21 protein-coding genes are annotated in these 18,323 nt (G+C 72.9%); 8 read left to right on the top strand and 13 right to left on the bottom strand.

Features of this window, described 5'->3' with window-relative positions:
• From ACFW1I_RS20790 to hemL, 8 genes are all read right to left on the bottom strand, one after another.
• A partial coding sequence (locus tag ACFW1I_RS20790) for an SRPBCC domain-containing protein (protein ID WP_384671962.1) occupies positions 1-323 on the bottom strand: 323 nt, incomplete at its 3' end.
• Positions 324-360: 37 nt separating this feature from the next.
• Complete coding sequence (ccsB, locus tag ACFW1I_RS20785) at positions 361-1,440, bottom strand: c-type cytochrome biogenesis protein CcsB (protein ID WP_384671958.1); 1,080 nt, start codon at positions 1,438-1,440, stop codon at positions 361-363.
• Complete coding sequence (locus ACFW1I_RS20780; protein WP_384671956.1) at positions 1,437-3,188, bottom strand: cytochrome c biogenesis protein ResB; 1,752 nt, start codon at positions 3,186-3,188, stop codon at positions 1,437-1,439. Before ACFW1I_RS20780 ends, ccsB begins: the two co-directional genes overlap by 4 nt.
• 3 nt (positions 3,189-3,191) lie before the next feature.
• Positions 3,192-3,929: a cytochrome c biogenesis CcdA family protein gene (locus ACFW1I_RS20775; RefSeq protein ID WP_384671953.1), complete on the bottom strand. Its 738-nt coding sequence runs from the start codon at positions 3,927-3,929 to the stop codon at positions 3,192-3,194.
• 6 nt (positions 3,930-3,935) lie between these two features.
• Positions 3,936-4,550, bottom strand: coding sequence for a TlpA family protein disulfide reductase (locus ACFW1I_RS20770; RefSeq protein WP_384671950.1), 615 nt, complete (start codon positions 4,548-4,550; stop codon positions 3,936-3,938).
• Positions 4,551-4,627: 77 nt separating this feature from the next.
• Positions 4,628-5,884, bottom strand: coding sequence for a hypothetical protein (locus ACFW1I_RS20765; RefSeq protein WP_384671948.1), 1,257 nt, complete (start codon positions 5,882-5,884; stop codon positions 4,628-4,630).
• Between the two features lie 198 nt (positions 5,885-6,082).
• Positions 6,083-6,778, bottom strand: coding sequence for a histidine phosphatase family protein (locus tag ACFW1I_RS20760; RefSeq protein ID WP_384671945.1), 696 nt, complete (start codon positions 6,776-6,778; stop codon positions 6,083-6,085).
• A complete protein-coding gene (hemL, locus tag ACFW1I_RS20755; protein WP_384672034.1) occupies positions 6,775-8,190 on the bottom strand; it encodes a glutamate-1-semialdehyde 2,1-aminomutase in 1,416 nt (471 codons plus the stop codon). The genes ACFW1I_RS20760 and hemL overlap by 4 nt, the downstream gene beginning before the upstream one ends.
• A 159-nt stretch (positions 8,191-8,349) precedes the next feature.
• Here hemL and ACFW1I_RS20750 point away from each other — a divergent pair, with 159 nt between their 5' ends.
• Both ACFW1I_RS20750 and ACFW1I_RS20745 read left to right on the top strand, forming a co-directional pair.
• Positions 8,350-8,949: a hypothetical protein gene (locus ACFW1I_RS20750; RefSeq protein ID WP_384671942.1), complete on the top strand. Its 600-nt coding sequence runs from the start codon at positions 8,350-8,352 to the stop codon at positions 8,947-8,949.
• A gap of 157 nt (positions 8,950-9,106) precedes the next feature.
• The gene (locus ACFW1I_RS20745; RefSeq protein WP_384672032.1) at positions 9,107-9,532 is read left to right on the top strand and encodes a MerR family transcriptional regulator; all 426 of its coding nucleotides are present in this window, start codon (positions 9,107-9,109) and stop codon (positions 9,530-9,532) included.
• 27 nt (positions 9,533-9,559) lie between these two features.
• Here ACFW1I_RS20745 and ACFW1I_RS20740 read toward each other — a convergent pair whose 3' ends face one another.
• Positions 9,560-10,345, bottom strand: a complete 786-nt coding sequence (locus ACFW1I_RS20740) for an ABC transporter substrate-binding protein (RefSeq protein ID WP_384672030.1) — start codon at positions 10,343-10,345, stop codon at positions 9,560-9,562.
• A gap of 349 nt (positions 10,346-10,694) precedes the next feature.
• Between ACFW1I_RS20740 and ACFW1I_RS20735 the strand changes: the two genes are divergently transcribed.
• On the top strand, positions 10,695-10,937 hold the full coding sequence (locus tag ACFW1I_RS20735; RefSeq protein ID WP_384671939.1) for a hypothetical protein: 243 nt from the start codon (positions 10,695-10,697) through the stop codon (positions 10,935-10,937).
• Positions 10,938-10,957: 20 nt separating this feature from the next.
• Here ACFW1I_RS20735 and ACFW1I_RS20730 read toward each other — a convergent pair whose 3' ends face one another.
• Positions 10,958-11,734, bottom strand: a complete 777-nt coding sequence (locus ACFW1I_RS20730; RefSeq protein ID WP_384671937.1) for a TIGR03086 family metal-binding protein — start codon at positions 11,732-11,734, stop codon at positions 10,958-10,960.
• 146 nt (positions 11,735-11,880) lie between these two features.
• Between ACFW1I_RS20730 and ACFW1I_RS20725 the strand changes: the two genes are divergently transcribed.
• On the top strand, positions 11,881-12,798 hold the full coding sequence (locus tag ACFW1I_RS20725) for a DUF6597 domain-containing transcriptional factor (protein ID WP_384671934.1): 918 nt from the start codon (positions 11,881-11,883) through the stop codon (positions 12,796-12,798).
• Between the two features lie 14 nt (positions 12,799-12,812).
• Positions 12,813-13,349: a GNAT family N-acetyltransferase gene (locus ACFW1I_RS20720; protein WP_384671931.1), complete on the top strand. Its 537-nt coding sequence runs from the start codon at positions 12,813-12,815 to the stop codon at positions 13,347-13,349.
• Here the strand turns inward: ACFW1I_RS20720 and ACFW1I_RS20715 are convergent.
• Positions 13,333-13,773, bottom strand: coding sequence for a GNAT family N-acetyltransferase (locus ACFW1I_RS20715; protein ID WP_384671929.1), 441 nt, complete (start codon positions 13,771-13,773; stop codon positions 13,333-13,335). The two genes, ACFW1I_RS20720 and ACFW1I_RS20715, sit on opposite strands and share 17 nt — an antisense overlap.
• A gap of 110 nt (positions 13,774-13,883) precedes the next feature.
• Between ACFW1I_RS20715 and ACFW1I_RS20710 the strand changes: the two genes are divergently transcribed.
• Entirely contained in the window at positions 13,884-14,618 is a 735-nt protein-coding gene (locus ACFW1I_RS20710) for a Mut7-C RNAse domain-containing protein (protein ID WP_384671927.1), read from the top strand.
• Positions 14,619-14,635: 17 nt separating this feature from the next.
• On the opposite strand, the gene ACFW1I_RS20705 is transcribed toward ACFW1I_RS20710, so the two are convergent.
• A complete protein-coding gene (locus ACFW1I_RS20705) occupies positions 14,636-15,196 on the bottom strand; it encodes a TetR family transcriptional regulator (protein ID WP_384671925.1) in 561 nt (186 codons plus the stop codon).
• 103 nt (positions 15,197-15,299) lie between these two features.
• On the opposite strand from ACFW1I_RS20705, the gene ACFW1I_RS20700 reads away from it, so the two are divergent.
• Positions 15,300-16,751: an FAD-dependent oxidoreductase gene (locus ACFW1I_RS20700; RefSeq protein WP_384671923.1), complete on the top strand. Its 1,452-nt coding sequence runs from the start codon at positions 15,300-15,302 to the stop codon at positions 16,749-16,751.
• A 13-nt stretch (positions 16,752-16,764) separates the two neighbouring features.
• On the opposite strand, the gene ACFW1I_RS20695 is transcribed toward ACFW1I_RS20700, so the two are convergent.
• Entirely contained in the window at positions 16,765-17,307 is a 543-nt protein-coding gene (locus ACFW1I_RS20695; protein ID WP_384671921.1) for a hypothetical protein, read from the bottom strand.
• Between the two features lie 129 nt (positions 17,308-17,436).
• Here ACFW1I_RS20695 and ACFW1I_RS20690 point away from each other — a divergent pair, with 129 nt between their 5' ends.
• Positions 17,437-18,192: an SDR family NAD(P)-dependent oxidoreductase gene (locus ACFW1I_RS20690; protein WP_384671918.1), complete on the top strand. Its 756-nt coding sequence runs from the start codon at positions 17,437-17,439 to the stop codon at positions 18,190-18,192.
• Positions 18,193-18,323 lie beyond the last annotated feature (131 nt).

The following is an 18,323-nucleotide window of genomic DNA, read 5'->3' as shown; positions in this document are numbered from 1 at the left end:
CTGCGCCGCCGGGGGGTGTGCTTTCCGCTTCGCCTGGTGGGCGGGGTGGGGGCGGCCCGGACCGTGTACTCGGCGACGTGGTCCGGGTCCCAGGCGGTGACCCGCCCGGAGACCTCCGTGTCGCCGTTCAGCCAGCGGAGCGTGACCTTCCCGCCGAGCCTCGGCTCCAGCGGGTCCGCCGCGCACAGCCAGGAGGGCAGCCCCTCCGGCGAGGCGATCCGCTCCCAGACGACCTCCTGCGGGTGCGGCAGCTCGATCTCGTACCGCAGCAGGTGCGTGTCGCCGTCGTGGGTCTCGCTCCTGCCCCGGGGTATCTCGCTCATACCTCCAGCGTGGCCCCCCGAGGGGGGCCGTGCCAGCTCAGACGCCCGCGTAGGAGTGCTTGCTGCTGACGAAGATGTTCACGCCGTAGTAGTTGAAGAGGAAGCAGCCGAAGGCGATGAGCGCGATGTACGCGGCCTTCCGCCCCTTCCAGCCGGCCGTCGCCCGCGCGTGCAGGTAGGCGGCGTACCCGACCCACGTGATGAAGGACCAGACCTCCTTGGCGTCCCAGCCCCAGTAGCGGCCCCACGCGTCGCCGGCCCAGATGGCGCCCGCGATGATCGTGAAGGTCCACAGCGGGAAGATCGCCGCGTTGACGCGGTAGGCGAACTTGTCGAGGGTGGCGGCGGCGGGCAGCCGCTCCAGGACGGAGCGGGCGAAGGCGCCGGGCTGTCCGCCGTTCGCGAGCTTGTTCTCGTACGAGTCGCGGAACAGGTACAGCAGGGTGGCGACGGCGCCCAGATAGAGCACGGCGCCGCAGAAGATCGCGGTGGAGACGTGGATCCACAGCCAGTACGAGTCGAGGGCGGGCACCAGCTGGTCGCTCTCGGTGTACAGCAGGGTGGTCGCCACGCCCAGGTCGAGCAGGACCGTGGTGACCAGCGGGAGGCCGATCCAGCGGACGTTCTTCCCGGCGAGCAGGAAGGCCAGGTACACGCCGACCGCCACCGTGGAGAAGGTGGTGGAGAACTCGTACATGTTGCCCCAGGGGGCGCGCTGCACGGAGATCGCGCGCATGACCACGCCGGCCGCCTCCAGGGCGAAGGCGAGGACGGTCAGCGAGACGGCGATCCGGCCGTAGAGGTCGCCCTTGACGGTGCCGCCGGCCGCGCCGGGGCCGTCGGGGACGTCGCGGGTGCCGGCGGCGGAGCGGGTGACGACCTTCGGCCGCTCCAGGACGGCGGTGCCGCCGGCCTTCTTGACCTGGACGGTCACCTTCGCGTCCGCGGTACCGGGCTGCGTCAGCGCGGCGGCGGTGCGGCCGACCTTGCTGCGGCTGCCGAAGACCCACTCGGCGATGTGGGCCAGGAAGGCCAGGGTGTAGACGGCCATCGAGGAGTAGACGAGCGTGTTGCTCATCTGCGCCAGGCTCTCGTTGGTCTCGGCGGCGAGGATCACTTCTCGACCCCTTCTGATGCGTCTGCGTCGGCTTCGGCCTCGGCAGGTTCCGGTGCGGCGGATTCCGGTGCGGCGGGTTCGGGCGCCGGCGGCGCCTGGTCGGTGAGCACGACCGCGAGATCGGCGAGCTCCTCGGGCAGCTTGGCGGACTCGCTGCGGCCGAGGCCCGCCATCTCGACGACGGTCGTGCCGTCCTCGCCGCGGACGGCGCGGATCCAGATCCGGCGCCGCTGGATGAAGAGCGAGCCGGTGAGACCGGCGATCGCGGCGACCGCGCCGGTGAGGGCGAGGCCGTTGCCCGGCTGCTGCGAGACCTGGAAGGACGCCCACTCCTTGATGTCCTTCTCGAAGGTGATCGAGCCGGCGCCGTCGGGCAGGGTCATCGTCTTGCCGGGCAGCAGCCGCTGGGCGACCCCCGTGCCCTCGTCGATCTTGAACTGGGTCAGCTTGGTGGTGTCGAGCTGGTACACGTTCTGCGGCAGACCGGAGTCGACGCCCAGGCTGCCGTGGTAGCCGGTGAGGGCCATCACGGGGAAGTCGAGGGCGGGGAACTGGGAGAACATGCTGCCCTGCCCGGCGCCCGCGAAGGTCGGCACGAAGAAGGCCTTGAAGCCGAGCTGCTCCTTCTCGCCCTTCTTGTTCCGGTAGCCGTCCATCACCTTGATCGCGCCGGTGGAGGTGATGTTGTTGTCGATCGGCAGCAGCGGGACGGCGCCGTGGAAGACGGTCTTGCCCCGGCCGTCCTTGACGGTGACGACGGGCGCGTAGCCGTGGGCGATCAGGTAGACCTTGGAGTCGCCGATCTCCAGCGGCTCGTTGACCCGGACGACCGCCTTCTTGTCCTTGCCGTCGGCCTCGGTGTAGGTGACGGCCGCCTCGAAGGTGCGGGGGGTGCCGCGCTGCGGGCCGCTCTTCTCGTACGTGCCGGTGAAGGTGTCCAGGGTGAAGCTGAACGGTTCCAGCTCGTCGACGCCGAACTGGGAGCCGGACTTGAAGTCGTCGTACTGGGTGAGCGTGTTGGAGAAGCCGTCGCCCTCGACGACCAGCTTGCCGCCCTCGGACTTGAAGAGCTGGCCCCAGGCGAAGGCGATCAGCATCACGATGAGCGCGAGGTGGAAGAGCAGGTTGCCGGCCTCGCGGAGGTAGCCCTTCTCCGCGGCGACGGCGTCCCCGGCGGTACGGGCCCGGAAGCGGCGGCCCTTGAGGACGGCGAGGGCGGCCGCGCGGACCTCCTCCGGGTCGGCCTCGGTGCGCCAGGTCGTGTACGCCGGGAGGCGGGTGAGCCGCTTGGGGGCGCCCGGCGGCAGGCCGCGGAGCTGGCCGACGAACTGCCAGGTGCGCGGGACGATGCAGCCGATGAGGGAGACGAAGAGCAGGATGTAGATCGCGGAGAACCACACCGAGCTGTAGACGTCGAAGAGCTGGAGCTTCTCGTAGAGCGGGCTGAGGGTCTCGTGCGCCTTCTTGAAGTCGGCGACCTTCAGCTCGTCCGCGCTGTTCTGCGGGATGAGGGAGCCGGGGACGGCGCCGAGGGAGAGCAGGAAGAGCAGGATCAGCGCCACCCGCATGGAGGTGAGCTGGCGCCAGAACCAGCGGATCCAGCCGACGACCCCGAGGGTGGGGCCGCCGATGGTCTCCTCCTGGGGCGCGGTGGAGAGGTCCGCGCCCGCGGCCTCGTCACCGGCCGCGCGGTTCGCGTCCGTCGTGTCCGTCGTGTCGGTCGTGTCGGTCGTGTCGGTCTTGCTCATGGATCAGATTCCCACCGTGAAACCGCTGGACCAGCCCTGCATCGTGGAGACCATGCTGTCCCAGACGCCTGTGAGGAGGAGGACACCGGTGACGATCATCATGCCGCCGCCGATCCTCATCACCCACACGTAGTGCTTCTTGACCCAGCCGAAGGCGCCGAGGGCCTTGCGGAAGGCGATGGCGGCGAGGACGAAGGGGACGCCGAGGCCGAGGCAGTACGCGAGGGCCAGGAGGGCGCCGCGTCCGGCGCTGGCCTGGTCGAGGGCGAGCGCGTTGACGGAGCCGAGCGTCGGGCCGATGCACGGCGTCCAGCCGATGCCGAAGAGCGCGCCGAGGACGGGCGCGCCGACGAGGCCGGCGACGGGCTTCTTGTGGAAGCGGAACTCGCGCTGGGTGAACCAGGGCATCAGACCGGCGAAGAACAGCCCCATGAGGATCATGAAGACGCCGAGGACGGTGCTCAGCGTGGAGCTGTACGCCTGGAGCGTGGAGCCGAAGTAGCCGAAGAGGGCGCCGCCGGAGACGAAGACGGCGGTGAAGCCGGCGACGAAGAGGAGGGCTCCCGCGGCCATCCGGCCGCGGCGCTGGTCGGCCAGGTCGGTGCCGGAGACGCCGGTGACGTACGACAGGTAGCCGGGGACGAGCGGGAGCACGCAGGGGGAGAAGAAGGAGACCAGGCCGGCCAGGACGGCGATGGGGACGGCGAGGAGGAGGGCTCCGCTGGTGACGGTCTCGTTCACCGGCTGTCACTTCTCCTTGAGGAGCGGGTCGATCATGGACCGCAGCTTGGTCTCGTCGACGGCCATGAGCGCGCGGGCGGCGATCTTGCCCTCCTTGTCGAGGACGACGGTGGAGGGGATGCCCTGGAGACTGAGGGTGCCCTTGGGGAAGCCGAAGAGGATGAGCTTGCCCTTGGGGTCGTAGAGGCTCGGGTACGGGACCTCGTAGTCGGCCTCGAAGGCGAGCGCCTGCTGCTTGTTGGCGTCGCGGGTGTTGAGGCCGACGAAGGCGACGTCCTCGCCCTTCAGGTCGTTGGCGGCCTTGGCGAAGTGCGGGGCCTCGGCGCGGCAGGGGCCGCACCAGGAGCCCCAGGCGTTGAGGACGACGACCTTGCCCTTGAGGTCGGCGACGTCGAGCTTCTCGCCCTCCAGCGTCTCGCCGGCGATCGTGTTGATGTCGGCGCGCTCGCCCTTGGGGACGGTGGAGATGCCGCCCTTGCTGGTGACGTAGTTGGTGTTCCCGCCGCCGGAGGTGCCGTTGCCGTCGCCGCCGCAGGCGGAGAGCGCGAGGGCGGCGGACAGCACGCCGACGGCGACGAGGGCGCGTCGGGGGGCATGGTGGAGGCCACGGCTAAGGCTCATGTGAAAAGTTTCGCATGGGCGTTTGGGGGATCTTGGGCACCCCCCTACGTGCCCGGAACGCCCCTTGTCAAGATCGGCTAAGCGGCCTTGAGGTAGGCGCTCCAGCCGCCGGCCGGCTTCTGGCCGACGTCGAGGCCGCGGAGCCGGTCGAGGATCGCCGGGTCCTGGGCGTCCATCCAGTCGGTGAACTGGCGGAAGGAGACCAGCCGGACGTCCTTCTTGCCGGCCATCGCCTTGAGGGCGTCCTCGACGGCGTCCATGTAGATGCCGCCGTTCCACTGCTCGAAGTGGTTGCCGACGAAGAAGGGGGCGCGGTTCGTCTCGTAGGCGCGCGTGAAGCCGCCGATCAGCGCGTCGGTGGCCTGCTTGCGCCAGCCGGGATAGCGGGAGGGCATGCCCTTGGTCGAGTTCTTCGACTGGTTGGCGAGCATGTTGTAGTCCATGGACAGGACCTCGAAGGAGTGCCCGGGGAAGGGCACGGCCTGGAGCGGGAAGTCCCAGATGCCCTTGCGCTTGACGGGCCAGGTCTGGCGGCCGCCGGGCGAGCTGGCGTCGTAGCGCCAGCCGAGGCGCTTGGCGGTGGGCAGCAGGTTGTCCTGGCCGAGGAGGCAGGGGGTGCGGCCGCCGACGAGCTCCTTGGAGTAGTCGAAGGGCAGCGGGTCGAGGTCGGTCCAGCCGCTGTTGGTCTTCCACTCGGTGACGAACTTCGTCGCCTGGTCGATCTCGTTCTGCCACTGGGCGGGGGTCCAGTTCCCGACGGAGCCGGAGCCGCCGCAGAAGTGCCCGTTGAAGTGGGTGCCGATCTCGTGCCCGTCGAGCCAGGCCTCGCGGACGTACTTCAGGGTGTCCTTGATGTGGGCGTCGGTGAGGTAGCCGATGTCGGAGGCGCCGACGGGGTTGTTCGGCGGGCGGTAGAGGCTCTTCTTCGACTCGGGCAGCAGGTAGATGCCGGAGAGGAAGAAGGTCATGGCCGCGTCGTGGTTGCGGGCCAGTTCGAGGAAGCGGGGGAAGAGGCCGTTGCCGACCTCGCCGGCGCCGTCCCAGGAGAAGACCACGAACTGCGGCGGGGTCTGGCCCGGTTCGAGCGGGACGGGGGTGTCGGGCTGGTGCGGCTGCTTGCCGGTGTCCGCGGTGGAACCGTCGCCGATGAGACGGACGTCGTCCTTGGTCGGGGCGGGCGTCGTGGGGTCGCCGTCGGCCGAGGGGGAGCCCCCCTTGTCCGGTCCGGAACTGCCGGCGCCGTCCTGTCCCTTGTCGCTGCACCCGGCGATCCCGAGCGCCGCCGCCGCTCCGACACCCGCCCCGAGAAGGCCCCTTCGACTGATCCCGCGCATGTCATCCCCATTCGCGCTGTTGTATGACCCGAAACATCATCCAAACCGACAATGAGTGAGATGCAGGGAGGAACACGGAGGTTCCGGTCACTCGCACAAAAGTTTCAGGGCGGTCGGAGAGGAACCTCCCTCCGACCGCCCTGACGATGTCCCGTCAAGCGCCTCCTGTCCAGGGGGTGCGGGTGACGGGACGGGGAACTACGCCCCGAACGCCTTCTGCTTGCCCTTCACCGGCTTGGCACCGGCCCGCAGGTGCACCGGCACCAGGTCGATCGCCGGCTCGCTGTACCCGACCGAGACGATCCGGTCGCCCTTGTACGTGAACGAGGTCAGCGAGGCCAGCGTGCACTGCCGGCGCCGCGGGTCGTGCCACAGCCGGCGCCGCTCCACGAAGGACCGGACGATCCAGATCGGCAGCTGGTGGCTGACCAGCACCGCCTCGTGGCCGCGCGCCGCGTCCTTCGCCGCGTCCAGCGCCCCCATCATCCGGACGACCTGCTCGATGTACGGCTCGCCCCAGGACGGCTGGAACGGGTTGGTGAGGTGCTTCCAGTTCGCCGGGCGGCGCAGCGCCCCGTCGCCGACGCCGAAGGTCTTGCCCTCGAAGACGTTCGCCGCCTCGATCAGCCGCGGGTCGGTGGCCAGGTCGAGCCCGTGCGACTTGGCGATCGGCGTGGCCGTCTCCTGCGCCCGCTCCAGCGGGGAGGCGACGACGTACGTGACGTCCCGCCCGGCCAGCGACTCGGCCACCCGGTCCGCCATCTGCCGACCCAGCTCGGAGAGGTGGTAGCCGGGGCGGCGCCCGTACAGCACGCCGTCCGGGTTGTGCACCTCGCCGTGGCGCATCAGGTGGACGACGGTGATGTCCTCGGGGTTCTTCGTGTCGTCGCTCATGCCGTCGCCTCCGCGGCGGCGCGGGCGGCGGCGGGCAGCGCGGCGGCGATGCGCTCGACCGCGCGCTCGTCGTGGGCGGCCGAGACGAACCACGACTCGAAGGCCGACGGCGGCAGGTAGACGCCGTCCGCGAGCATCGAGTGGAAGAAGGCGTTGAAGCGGAACGCCTCCTGCTGCTTCGCCTCGTCGTAGTTCCGCACCTCGTCGGCGGTGAAGAAGACCGAGAACATGTTGGACGCGGTCTGCAGCCGGTGCGCCACGCCCTCCTTCGTCAGGGCGGCCGTGACGAGCCCCTGGATCTCCTTCGAGACCGCGTTCACCTTCGCGTACGCGGCGTCGTCCAGCAGCCGCAACTGCGCGAGCCCGGCGGCGGTGGCGATCGGGTTTCCGGAGAGGGTGCCCGCCTGGTAGACCGGGCCGGCCGGGGCGAGGTGGCCCATGACGTCGGCGCGGCCGCCGAAGGCCGCGGCCGGGAAGCCGCCGCCCATGACCTTGCCGAAGGTCAGCAGGTCGGGCGTGACGCCGTCCACGCCGTACCAGCCGGCCCGGCTCGTCCGGAAGCCGGTCATGACCTCGTCGGAGATGTACAGCGCGCCGTTCTCCCGGCACAGGTCCGCGAGGCCCTGGTTGAAGCCCGGCAGCGGCGGGACGACGCCCATGTTGCCCGGCGACGCCTCGGTGATCACACAGGCGATCTCGCCCGGGTGCGCGGCGAACGCGGCCCGCACGGCCTCCAGGTCGTTGTACGGCAGCACGATCGTGTCGCCGGCCTGCGCGCCGGTCACGCCGGGCGTGTCGGGCAGGCCGAGGGTGGCGACGCCGGAGCCGGCGGCGGCGAGCAGCGCGTCCACGTGCCCGTGGTAGCAGCCGGCGAACTTGACGACCTTCGCGCGCCCGGTGAACCCGCGGGCGAGCCGGATCGCCGACATCGTCGCCTCGGTGCCGGAGGAGACCAGGCGCACCTGCTCGACCGGTTCGACGCGGGCCACGATCTCCTCGGCGAGCGCCACCTCGCCCTCGCCGGGCGTGCCGAAGGAGGTGCCGCGGGCCACCGCGGCCTGCACGGCGGCGGTCACCTCGGGGTGCGCGTGGCCGAGAATCATCGGTCCCCACGAGCAGACGAGGTCGACGTACTCGCGACCGTCCGCATCCGTGAGGTACGGACCGGTGCCGGACACCATGAACCGGGGCGTACCGCCCACGGCCCGGAAGGCCCGCACCGGTGAGTTCACGCCGCCGGGCGTCACAAGGGAAGCGCGGTCGAAAAGCGTCTGTGAGACTGGGGCTTCGTATGAATACGACACAGTGATCCTGACCTGCGAGTACGACGTCTGGTACGGAGGGACGGTGTGGGCACCCTGTGCATCACGCCGGGGCGGCCTGCCTCCGCGTCTGCGAAACTGTGGCGGCAGGGACCTCATGGGGTTGGCTCACGCGATCCATGGTGTCAGAGGCCGCGGCGATTCTTGCGGACAGGTGTTTCACCGCAGGAACGCGGGGGAGGTCACTGACACGATGATCGGGTTGCGCGGCGGGGTCGTGTTGCCGAGAAAAAGCAGTCGGGTGGAGATATGCATCGCGGTGGCGGACCGGGCGAGGGGACGGACGACCTGGGTCCGGAGCCTGTCCGGCGGGGGAGGCACCGGCGGCGACGGGCCGAGGACCCGTCCGCGCCGGAGCATCGGGCGTCCCCCGAGCAGCCTCCGGCGGATCCGCCGCTCGGAGGCCGCAGCTTGGCGGTGACGTACAAGTACTTCGGCGCGCCCGACGGCGCCACGGCGGCCCGCGTCCCGATCTCGATGCGCCCGGAGGAGCTCGGCGGCGACGAGCTGGGCATGGGCGGCATGTTCTCCAAGATCAAGCCCGAGACGATAGCGGCGATGGTCCTCACCGGCATCCAGGGCCTGCCGCTGCACAAGGTCCCCCCGCTGGAGCTGGTCGTCCTGCACCCCGACTACGCCGTGGTGAAGCTCCCCACGACCGTGGTCGACCCGCTGCGCGCGATCGGCGAGGAGTCGGTCGGCGCCGCCGCCTTCATCTGGTCCACCGTCCCCGACCGGGGCGGCCCGCGCGACGCCTTCGACGTCTACCAGCTCCTCCACGAGTGGCAGGACTTCTCCGTCCGGCTCCACGAGGCCGGCCACCAGCCGTACTGCCTGGTCTGGCCCTGACGGCTGGCTCTCTCCGCGTTTCCGACCGTCATAGCGCATGAAATTAGGACGAATCGGATGTAATGCACGGAGGTTGGTTCACAGAGGCGCCGTACGAGGAGGACCCGTCGTGACCGGAGTGACTGGCACCACTGGAGCGCGGACGGCCGCGGCCCGCATGCCCGGGGCCCGCGCCGCCACCGGCGAACCCATGCAGATCTCCGAGGTCGCCGCCCGCACCGAACTCCCCCTGCGCACCATCCGCCAGTACGAGGACTGCGGACTCGTCGTTCCCTCCGCGTCCTCGCCCGGCGGCTTCCCCCTCTACACGGACGCCGACGTGGCCCGGCTGATGGTGATCCGCCGCATGCAGCCGCTCGGCTTCGGCCTCGACGAGACCCGCGAACTCCTCACCTCGGTCGACCGCCTCGCCGCCGACCTCCCCGGCACGGACGGCGAACTCGACCCGGCCGAACGCGACGCCCTGGTCACCCGCGTCCGCCGCTACGAGGAGGCCGCGGCCGCCCGCGTCGCCGACCTCCGCGCCCAGCTCGCCCGAGCCGAGGAGTTCGCCAGCTCCCTCCGCTCCCGCCTCCCGCTCTGACCACCGGGCCGTCAGCCCGTCAGCCCGTCAGTCCGCCCACCGGGCGGTGAGCCCCGCCGCCAGCGCGCGGAAGAAGCCGGCGTACGCGGCCGGGCTCGGCGGGATCTCCGGGTTCCACGGCACCAGCCGCGCCCCCGCCGGCAGCCGCTCCGGCCCCTCGGGCCGGCTCGCGTGGGCCCTGCTGTCGTACAGCACCAGCGCGGGGGCGAGCTCCAGGGCCCGCTCCCACCCGGTGGTCAGCCAGCTCGCGCCCGGCCCCGGCCCCGGGTCGAGCAGCCGGACCCCCAGTCCGGCCAGCCGCGCCAGCTCGGGCCAGGCCCCCGGACGCGCCAGGTGCACCTGCCCGTCACCGGCCCCGGAGAGCGCGACCACCCCGAACCCGGCCCCCGCCGCCCGGGCGGCCGCCCGCACCGCCGCCTCCGCCTCCGCCAGTCCGCCGCCGTCCGGCCCGGCGTCCGGGGCGCCGAGCGCCGCCCCCAGCTCCCCGAAGCGCCCGATGATCGCCGGCAGGCTCAGCTCGTTGCCGACCGACAGCGCCGCCAGCGGCACCCCCAGCCGCTCGGCCAGTTCCCCGTCCACGGCGTACGGGCTCTTGCCGTCGTAGGTGACGTCCACCACCAGCTCCGGCCGCAGCTCCCGCAGCCGCTCCTCGTCCAGCGCCCGCCCCGGCCCCAGATACGGCACCCCGGCCGCCGCCAGCCCGCCGTCCTTCGCCGGGTCCGGCTCCGTCCCGTCGTGCGCGGAGCCGTACACCGCGACCGGCGTCACCCCCAGATCCAGCAGGGCCGCCCCCGCCCGCACATAGGCGACCACCCGCGCCGGCCTGCCCGACGCCCTCAGCTCCACCCCCCTGTCGTCCGTGAATCCCCATCCGCGCGCACCCGATCCGGACATGTGGCTGCTCCCTCCCCGGCCGGAAATTCCGCCTCCGCCGCCACCTTCGAACGGTTCGCGGCCCGGCACAAGAGGGCCTCCCCGCCCTCACCGCCCGCCCCGCCGTCCGGGACTTCGGTCCCGGCCCCCCCCTGCCGAAAGGCCCCCATGGTGGTGTTAACTGAACGGGTCGGGAGGAAGCAGGAGGAATCGTCTGCGCCGCCGTGCCCGCACGCCGCCTGCCGGTGCGTGCGCCACGCGCCGGCCCTCGCGCCCTGGAGTGAACGCCATGTCCGTGCCCGGTCAGTTCTCCGACCCCCGTGTCCTCACCCTGTTCGCGGTGCTCGCCGTCGCGACGGGCGTGTGGCTGGCGACGGGCCTGCGCGCCCGCGCCCGCCGGACCCGCTCGGTGACGCCGATGGAGCGCGTCTGGCACCCGCAGGAGTCGGTGCCGCTGACGCCGGCGGAGGAGCTGGCCTTCGGCCAGGTCGTCTCCCGTCTCTCCCTGACCTCCACCGGCCGCCTGCGCTGACGGACGGGTCCGGGTGGGCGTCAGTCCGTCGGACGGACCCGCGGGTCGCGGCCCGTCGTCGCGAGCAGCCGCTCGAAGACGCTCGCCCCGGCCTGCAGCTCGACCGCGTCCCCGAACACGTTCATCTTCCGGGCCATCGGCGCCATCTCCTCCACCTCGTCCACCAGCCCCGCCACCACCTCCGGATCGGGCTCGAACTCCCGCCCGGTCGCCCGCGCCAGATCCCACGCGTGCACGGTGAGATCGAGCAGCGCCATCGCACCGACCGTCCTGGCCGGCATCCCCATCGCCCCCGAGGTCCCCTCCTCGGCCCCCGGCGCCGCCCACGCCTCGACCAGCTTCCCGGTCTCCACCGCGAAGCGCTCCCGCCAGTCCGGCTCCGCGAGCCGGTCCGGGGTCGTGGAGAAGTCCGCCCCCCCCTTCGCCGCAAGCGCCTGGAACTGCACGACGACCGCGAACAGGTGGTTCAGCAGATCGCGCACGTCGTACTCCGAGCAGGGCGTGGACGAGCCGAGCGCGGAGTCGTCCGTGGCCGCGACCAGCGGGACGGCCCCCGCGGCGGCGGCGCGGAGCAGAGCGCCCAGCGGGCCACCCCCCCTCCCCGCCCCATCACTGGTCGCGAAGGCAAGGTGCGTGGCGGCGGCTGGCGTGGCCGCGCGGCGGGCGGCGGGGTGGGGGGCCGCGACCCGGGGGCGGGCCCGCGGGGGGGGGGCGCGGAGCAGCGCGCCGCGCGGGCCTCCGCCCGTCCCGGCCACTTCACTGTTCTCGAAGGCAAGGTGCGTGTCGTCGTTCGTCATGGACCCGACGCTAGGAAAAATCCCCGGCCCGGTCTTGAAGAAACGCGCCACACCCCCGACCCGCCCCGGATCCCGACCCCTAGGAGCCGCTCGGGCCAAAGCTCGTCCGGCTGCCCGGAGAGACCGGGGTGCCTAGGATCGGGGCCATGCCCGACCCCGCTCCGCGCCGGGACACCCGGGGCATCGTCGCCCCCGCCGAACTGCTCTCCCGGGTCCGCTTCCGCCGGCATCTCCCCGCACCGGAGCTGCGCCCGTACCTGGAGCACTACTGGCTGATCGACTGGGCGCTGCCGGAGCCGTACACCACCCACGTCCTCCCGCACCCGTCGGTCAACGCCGTCTTCCAGCACGACGGCCCGCTCGGCGCCGGGCCCCGGGCCGGCCGCCCGACGGCCGAGGTCTCCGGGGTCGGGCAGGGGCTCTTCACGAAACGGCTCGAAGGGGAGGGACGGGTCCGCGGGGTGCAGTTCCGGCCCGGCGGCTTCCGCCCCTTCGCCCCGGCGTGGCCGGTCTCGGCCTGGACGGGCCGCCGGGTCCCGCTGCACGAGGCGTTCCCGGGCACACGGGCAACCGCAGGCGAAGCCGCGCTCTCCGCGGCCCTCCCCGCCGTCCCCTCCCCCGTCCCCTCTCCCACCCTCTCCCCCGTCCTTCCTCCCGTCCTTTCACCCGACGACGACCACGCGATCGTGGCGGCGCTCGACGCCTTCCTGCTCGCCCACGGCCCCGCCCCGGACCCCGCCGCCGACCAGGCGATGGAGCTGGTGGAGCTGGTCCGCGCCGACCGCACGGTGCTGCGGGTGGACCGGCTCGCCCGGCTGTCCGGCCTCTCGTCCCGCTCGCTCCAGCGCCTCTTCGCCTCCCACGTCGGCGTCGGCCCGAAGTGGGTGATCCTGCGCTACCGCCTCCACGAGGCCCTGGAGCGGGCCGAGGCGGGTGCCGCACCCGACTGGGCGGGGCTCGCCGCCGAACTCGGCTACAGCGACCAGGCCCATCTCGTCCGGGACTTCACCGCCACCCTCGGCCTCTCCCCGACCGCGTACGCCCGGGGCCTGTCAGTGCCGTGACGTACGGTCAGCGCATGACCGACCCACGCGAGACCTCCGTACGCCTCGAAGCCTGGTCCGAGGAGGACGCCGGACTGCTGCGCGCGCTGAACGCGCCGGAGCTGATGGAGCACCTGGGCGGCCAGGAGACCGAGGAGCAGCTGGACAGCCGCCACCGGCGGTACGTGGACCTGAGCTCCGACACCACGGGCAGGGGCCGGATGTTCCGGATCGTGCTGCTGCCCGAGGAGCGTGTCGCGGGCAGCATCGGCTACTGGGCGAGCGCGGCGCACGGCGAGGCGATATACGAGACGGGCTGGACGGTCCTGCCCGGTTTCCAGGGCCGCGGCGTCGCGACCCTGGCCACGCGCGCGGTGGCGGAGCAGGCCCGGGCCGCGGGCCTCCACCGCCATCTGCACGCCTTCCCGTCGGTCGAGAACGCCGCGTCGAACGCCGTGTGCCGCAAGGCGGGGTTCGACCTGCTCGGCGAGCAGGACTTCGAGTACCCGCCGGGCCACACGATGCGCTGCAACGACTGGCGGCTCGACCTGGGGGTTACTGCGGACCGGTGAGCGGCCGGATGAAGTGGAAGGCCGCGATATCGAACCGTTCCCGCAGGTAGAAGCGGTGGGCGCCGGTGCGGTGGGTGCCGGAGTCGAGGTTCAGCTCGTGGCAGCCGGCCGCGCGGGCGTGCTCCTCCAGGTGGGCGAGGAGCGCGTGGCCGACGCCGGTGGAGCGGACGTCCGAGGCCGTCACCAGGTCGTCGACGTACAGCTTGCTGAGCGAGCTGGTGTTGAAGACGAGGCGCCAGCCGGCCGCGCCGACGCACCGGCCGTCGTCGCCGTAGGCGGCCGAGAAGCGCAGGCCCTGCGCGTGGCCGCGGGCGTACACGTCCCGGAACAGGGCCGGGGTGAGGTGCGGTCGCAGTTCGACGAGGACCGGGAGGAGATCGCTCTCCAGACGGGGGTCGCCGGGCTCGAGGTCGATGATCTTCATGCGGGGACGGTAGCCCAGCCGCGTCCGCGCCCCCAGCGCCGGCCGCTCCGCACCGCGCCACGACCGGAAATGCCTGGCCCGCCGTCACGCCCCGGTGCGATCCTGTCCCCGTGAACGGACCGGAGATCCAGATCAGTTTTGCCCCCGGCCTGGCCGTCTTCGTCGCCGCCGACCGGCGCTCGGGGCGTACCGCCGTGACCACCGACGGGGTGTCCTCGCTGGGCCATGTCGTCGAGTCCCTCGGCGTCCCGCTCACCGAGGCCGGCCGGCTCCTGGTCGACGGCCGCCCGGTGCCGCCCGCGCACGTGCCGGCGGCCGGCGAGACCGTCGAGGTCGAGGACGTCACCCGGCCGCAGCCGGTGCCCGGCGCGCCCCTCCGGTTCCTGCTCGACGTGCACCTGGGCACGCTGGCCCGGCGGCTCCGGCTGCTGGGCGTGGACGCCGCGTACGAGAACGAGGACATCGGCGACCCGGCGCTCGCCGCGCTCTCCGCCCGGGAGCGGCGGGTCATGCTCTCCCGCGACCGGGGTCTGCTGCGCCGCCGCGAGCTGTGGGCGGGGGCGTACGTGTACAGCGACCGGCCCGACGACCAGCTCCGCGACGTCCTGGAGCGCTTCGCCCCGCGGCTGGCGCCGTGGACCCGCTGCACCGCCTGCAACGGTCTCCTGACGGACACCGGCAAGGAGGAGGTGCGCGAGCGCCTGGAGCGCGGCACCGAGAAGACGTACGACGTCTTCGCGCGGTGCCAGGAGTGCGACCGGGTCTACTGGCGGGGCGCGCACCACGCCCGCCTGGAGGCGATCGTCGAGGAGGCGGTCCGCGAGTTCGGCGCCGCCGCCCGGTAACACGGCCGCGCCCCCGGTCAGGGGGTCTCGGCGGTGAGGTACCGCTGGACGGTCGGCGCCAGCCAGGCCACCAGCTCGTCCCTGCTCATCGCGGCGGCCGGCGGCAGCCGGAGCACATAGCGGGCGAGCGCCATGCCGAGGATCTGGGAGGCGACGAGCGCGGCCCGGGCGGGGGCCTCCTCGGGCTTCGGGCAGACGCCGAGGGCGATCGGCCCGAGCTGCGACCCGAAGATGGCCTGCATGCGGGCGGCGCCCGCCTCGTTGGTGACGCCGACCCTGAGCAGGCCGGTGAGCACGTCGTCGCGTTCCCAGCGGTCGAGGAAGTGGTTCACCAGTACGGCCCCGATGTGCCGGGAGGGCAGTGCGCCCAGGGCGGGCAGGGCCAGGTCGATCTCGGAGGCGGCGGCGAAGAGCCCCTCCTTGTTCCCGTAGTAGCGCATGACCATCGAGGGGTCGATCCCGGCGTCGCGGGCGATGGCCCGGATCGTGGCGCGCTCGTACCCGTCGGCGGCGAAGCGCTCGCGGGCGGCCTCCAGGATCGCGGCCCGAGTGGCGTCGGAGCGGCGTGCGGTCGTCATGCCCACAACTGTAGGCCAACAGGTGTTGACATGTCGCGGCGAGGGGCCCTAATGTTGCCAACAAGCGTAGGCCAACAAGCGTTGACCGATCGGAGGGCCAGCCATGAGCACCACCGGACACCGCACCCACGAAGCCGGCGAGACCGCCGTCGACACCGACGTCATCGTCGTCGGCGCCGGACCCACCGGACTCCTCCTCGCCGGTGACCTCGCCGCCGCCGGCCTCGACGTCACCCTCGTCGAGCGCCGCCCCGCCGGCCGCTCCAACCTCACCCGCGCCTTCGGCGTGCACGCCCGCACCCTCGAACTGCTCGACACCCGCGGCCTCGCCGACGCCCTGGAGGCCACCGGCACCCCGCTCACCCGGATGCGGCTCTTCGGCCGCCTCTCCCTCGACCTGGGCCGCCTCCCCTCCCGCTTCGACCACCTCCTCATCACCCCCCAGTACGAGGTGGAACGCCTCCTGGAGCAGCGCGCCGCCGACGCCGGCGTCACCTTCCGCCACGAGACCGCCCTGAACGGCCTCCGTCAGGACGCGGACGGCGTCACCGCCGAGCTCACCGGCCCCGGCGACACCCCCCTCACCCTCCGCGCCCGCCACCTCGTCGGCACCGACGGACACCGCAGCACCGTCCGCACCGCACTCGGCCTCCCCTTCCCCGGCACCAGCGTCATCCGCTCGATCGTCCTCGCCGACGTCCGCCTCACCGACGAGCCCGCCGGATCCCTCACGGTCAACGGCACCGGCGACACCTTCACCTTCATCGCCCCCTTCGGCGACGGCTGGTACCGCGTCATGGGCTGGGACCGCACCCGCCAGGTCCCCGACAGCGAACCCGTCGACCTCGACGAGGTCCGCGCCCTCGCCCGCCGCGCCCTCGGCACCGATCACGGCATGCACGACGCCCGCTGGATCTCCCGCTTCCACAGCGACGAGCGCCAGGCCCCCGCCTATCGCGTCGGCCGGGTCTTCCTCGCCGGCGACGCCGCCCACGTCCACTCCCCCGCCGGCGGCCAGGGCATGAACACCGGCCTCCAGGACGCCGCCAACCTCTCCTGGAAGCTCATCGCCGTCCACCGCGGCGAGGCCCCCGACCCCGAGGCCCTGCTCGACAGCTACCACGCCGAGCGGCACCCCGTCGGCGCCATGGTCCTGCGCAGCAGCGGCGCCCTCGTCCGCCTCGCCATGGCCCACACCCCCGCGACCCGCGCGCTGCGCGCCGTCGCCACCACCGTCCTCAACGCCGTCCGCCCCGCCTCCGCCAAGGCCCTCGGCATGATCAGCGGCCTCGGCATCGCCTACGCCCCCGCCCCGGGCGCCGGGCGCGCCTCGGGCCGCCGCGCCCCCGACGTACCGCTGCGCGAGGGCCGGCTGCACGAACTGCTGCGCGCGGGCGAGTTCGTCCTCGTCGCCCCCGAGGGCGCCGCCCCGGCCCTGCCGCCCCTCGCCCCGACCAGCGCCGCCCGCGTCGTCCGGGCCACTTGGAAGGACCCCGCGCGCCGCACCACGGCCCTCGTCCGCCCCGACGGGTACGTGCTCTGGACCAGCCGATGACCTCCCGGGAGCCTCAGAACACGTACGGGTCCCCGGTCGCGAGCACCAGCACCCGGTGCCGGTCGTTGAGGGAGTTCCGGTCGACCCCGTCGGCCCGCCAGGCCGTGCTCACGTCCACCGTCAGCTCCTGCGGCCGGCCCACCGCCCTCAGATCCAGCGCCAGCTCACCGGCCGCGCCCCCGTCCGGCAGCGCCCCCGTCCGGCAGGACACCACCCGGGAACTGCTCCACAGGCAGCCCGGCGGCAGCTCCTGGCCGCCCACCATGGGGGTGGAGAAGGCCAGCCGGACGGTGGCGTCCACGACGTCGGACGGCCCGTGGTTCTCGGTCACCAGCCACACCCCGACCCGCCCGTCCCACAGGGACACATGACCGTGATGAGCCAGATCCGCCTCGGCCCCGGCCACCTCACCGCCCACCTCACCACCGGCACCGCGGGCCGCACCGCCGGCCGCGCCGTCGCCCACGCCTCCGGCCGCCCCGGCGGCCGTCCCGGCACCCAGCACCACGAGCGCCGCGAGCGCGGCCCCGAGCACACCCTTAGAGATCACACGCATAAGCCAAAAATAGCCGGATACCATCCCATTTTCTGACAATCCGTCAGCCCGCGTGTCCCCCGCGGCCCCCACGCCGCCGCCTATCCTGACCACCACCACGACCGACCACCTGTGCGAGGAGCCTCCGCCATGTCCGCCCCCATCGCCGTCATCACCGGAGCGAGCAGCGGCATCGGCGCCGCCACGGCCCGGCAGCTGGCCGCCGCCGGCTACCGCGTGGTCCTCACCGCCCGGCGCAAGGACCGCATCGAGGCCCTCGCCGCCGAGATCACCGAGGCCGGCCACCAGGCCACCGCCTACGCCCTCGACGTCACGGACCGCGCCGCCGTCGACGAGTTCGCCACCGCCTTCCGCACCCTCGCCGTCCTCGTCAACAACGCCGGCGGCGCCCTCGGCCTCGACTCCGTCGCCACCGCCGACCCCGAGGAATGGCGCCGCATGTACGACGTCAACGTCCTCGGCACCCTCCACATGACCCAGGCCCTGCTGCCCGCGCTCACCGCGAGCGGCGACGGCACCGTCGTCGTCCTCTCCTCCACCGCCGGCCACGCCACCTACGAGGGCGGCGCCGGCTACGTCGCCGCCAAGAACGGCGCCCGCGTCCTCGCCGAGACCCTCCGCCTGGAGATCGTCGGCACCCCGGTCCGCGTCATCGAGATCGCCCCCGGCCTGGTCAAGACCGAGGAGTTCGCCACCACCCGCTTCCACGGCGACACCGAGCGCGCCGCCGCCGTCTACGCCGGTGTGGCCGAGCCCCTCACCGCCGACGACGTGGCCGACACCATCACCTGGGCCTGCACCCGCCCCCCGCACGTCAACATCGACCTCCTGGTGGTCCGCCCCCGCGCCCAGGCGTCCAACACCAAGCTCCACCGCGAGCTGTAGCCGCAGCGGCAGACGACGAGCAGACGGCGGAGGGACCCCCGGGGGGGGGACCCGGGCGCCCCCACGTGGTGTCGCCCGACCCCCCAGCCCCCCCGCCCCCCGCACACCACAGCGCCCCATTAATAGTGTGT

It is taken from the genome of Streptomyces sp. NPDC058955, assembly GCF_042741435.1.
Classification (GTDB): Bacteria; Actinomycetota; Actinomycetes; order Streptomycetales; family Streptomycetaceae; genus Streptomyces.
The sequence above is the reverse complement of the archived record's forward strand: the minus strand, read 5'-3'. Positions and strand labels throughout refer to the sequence as shown.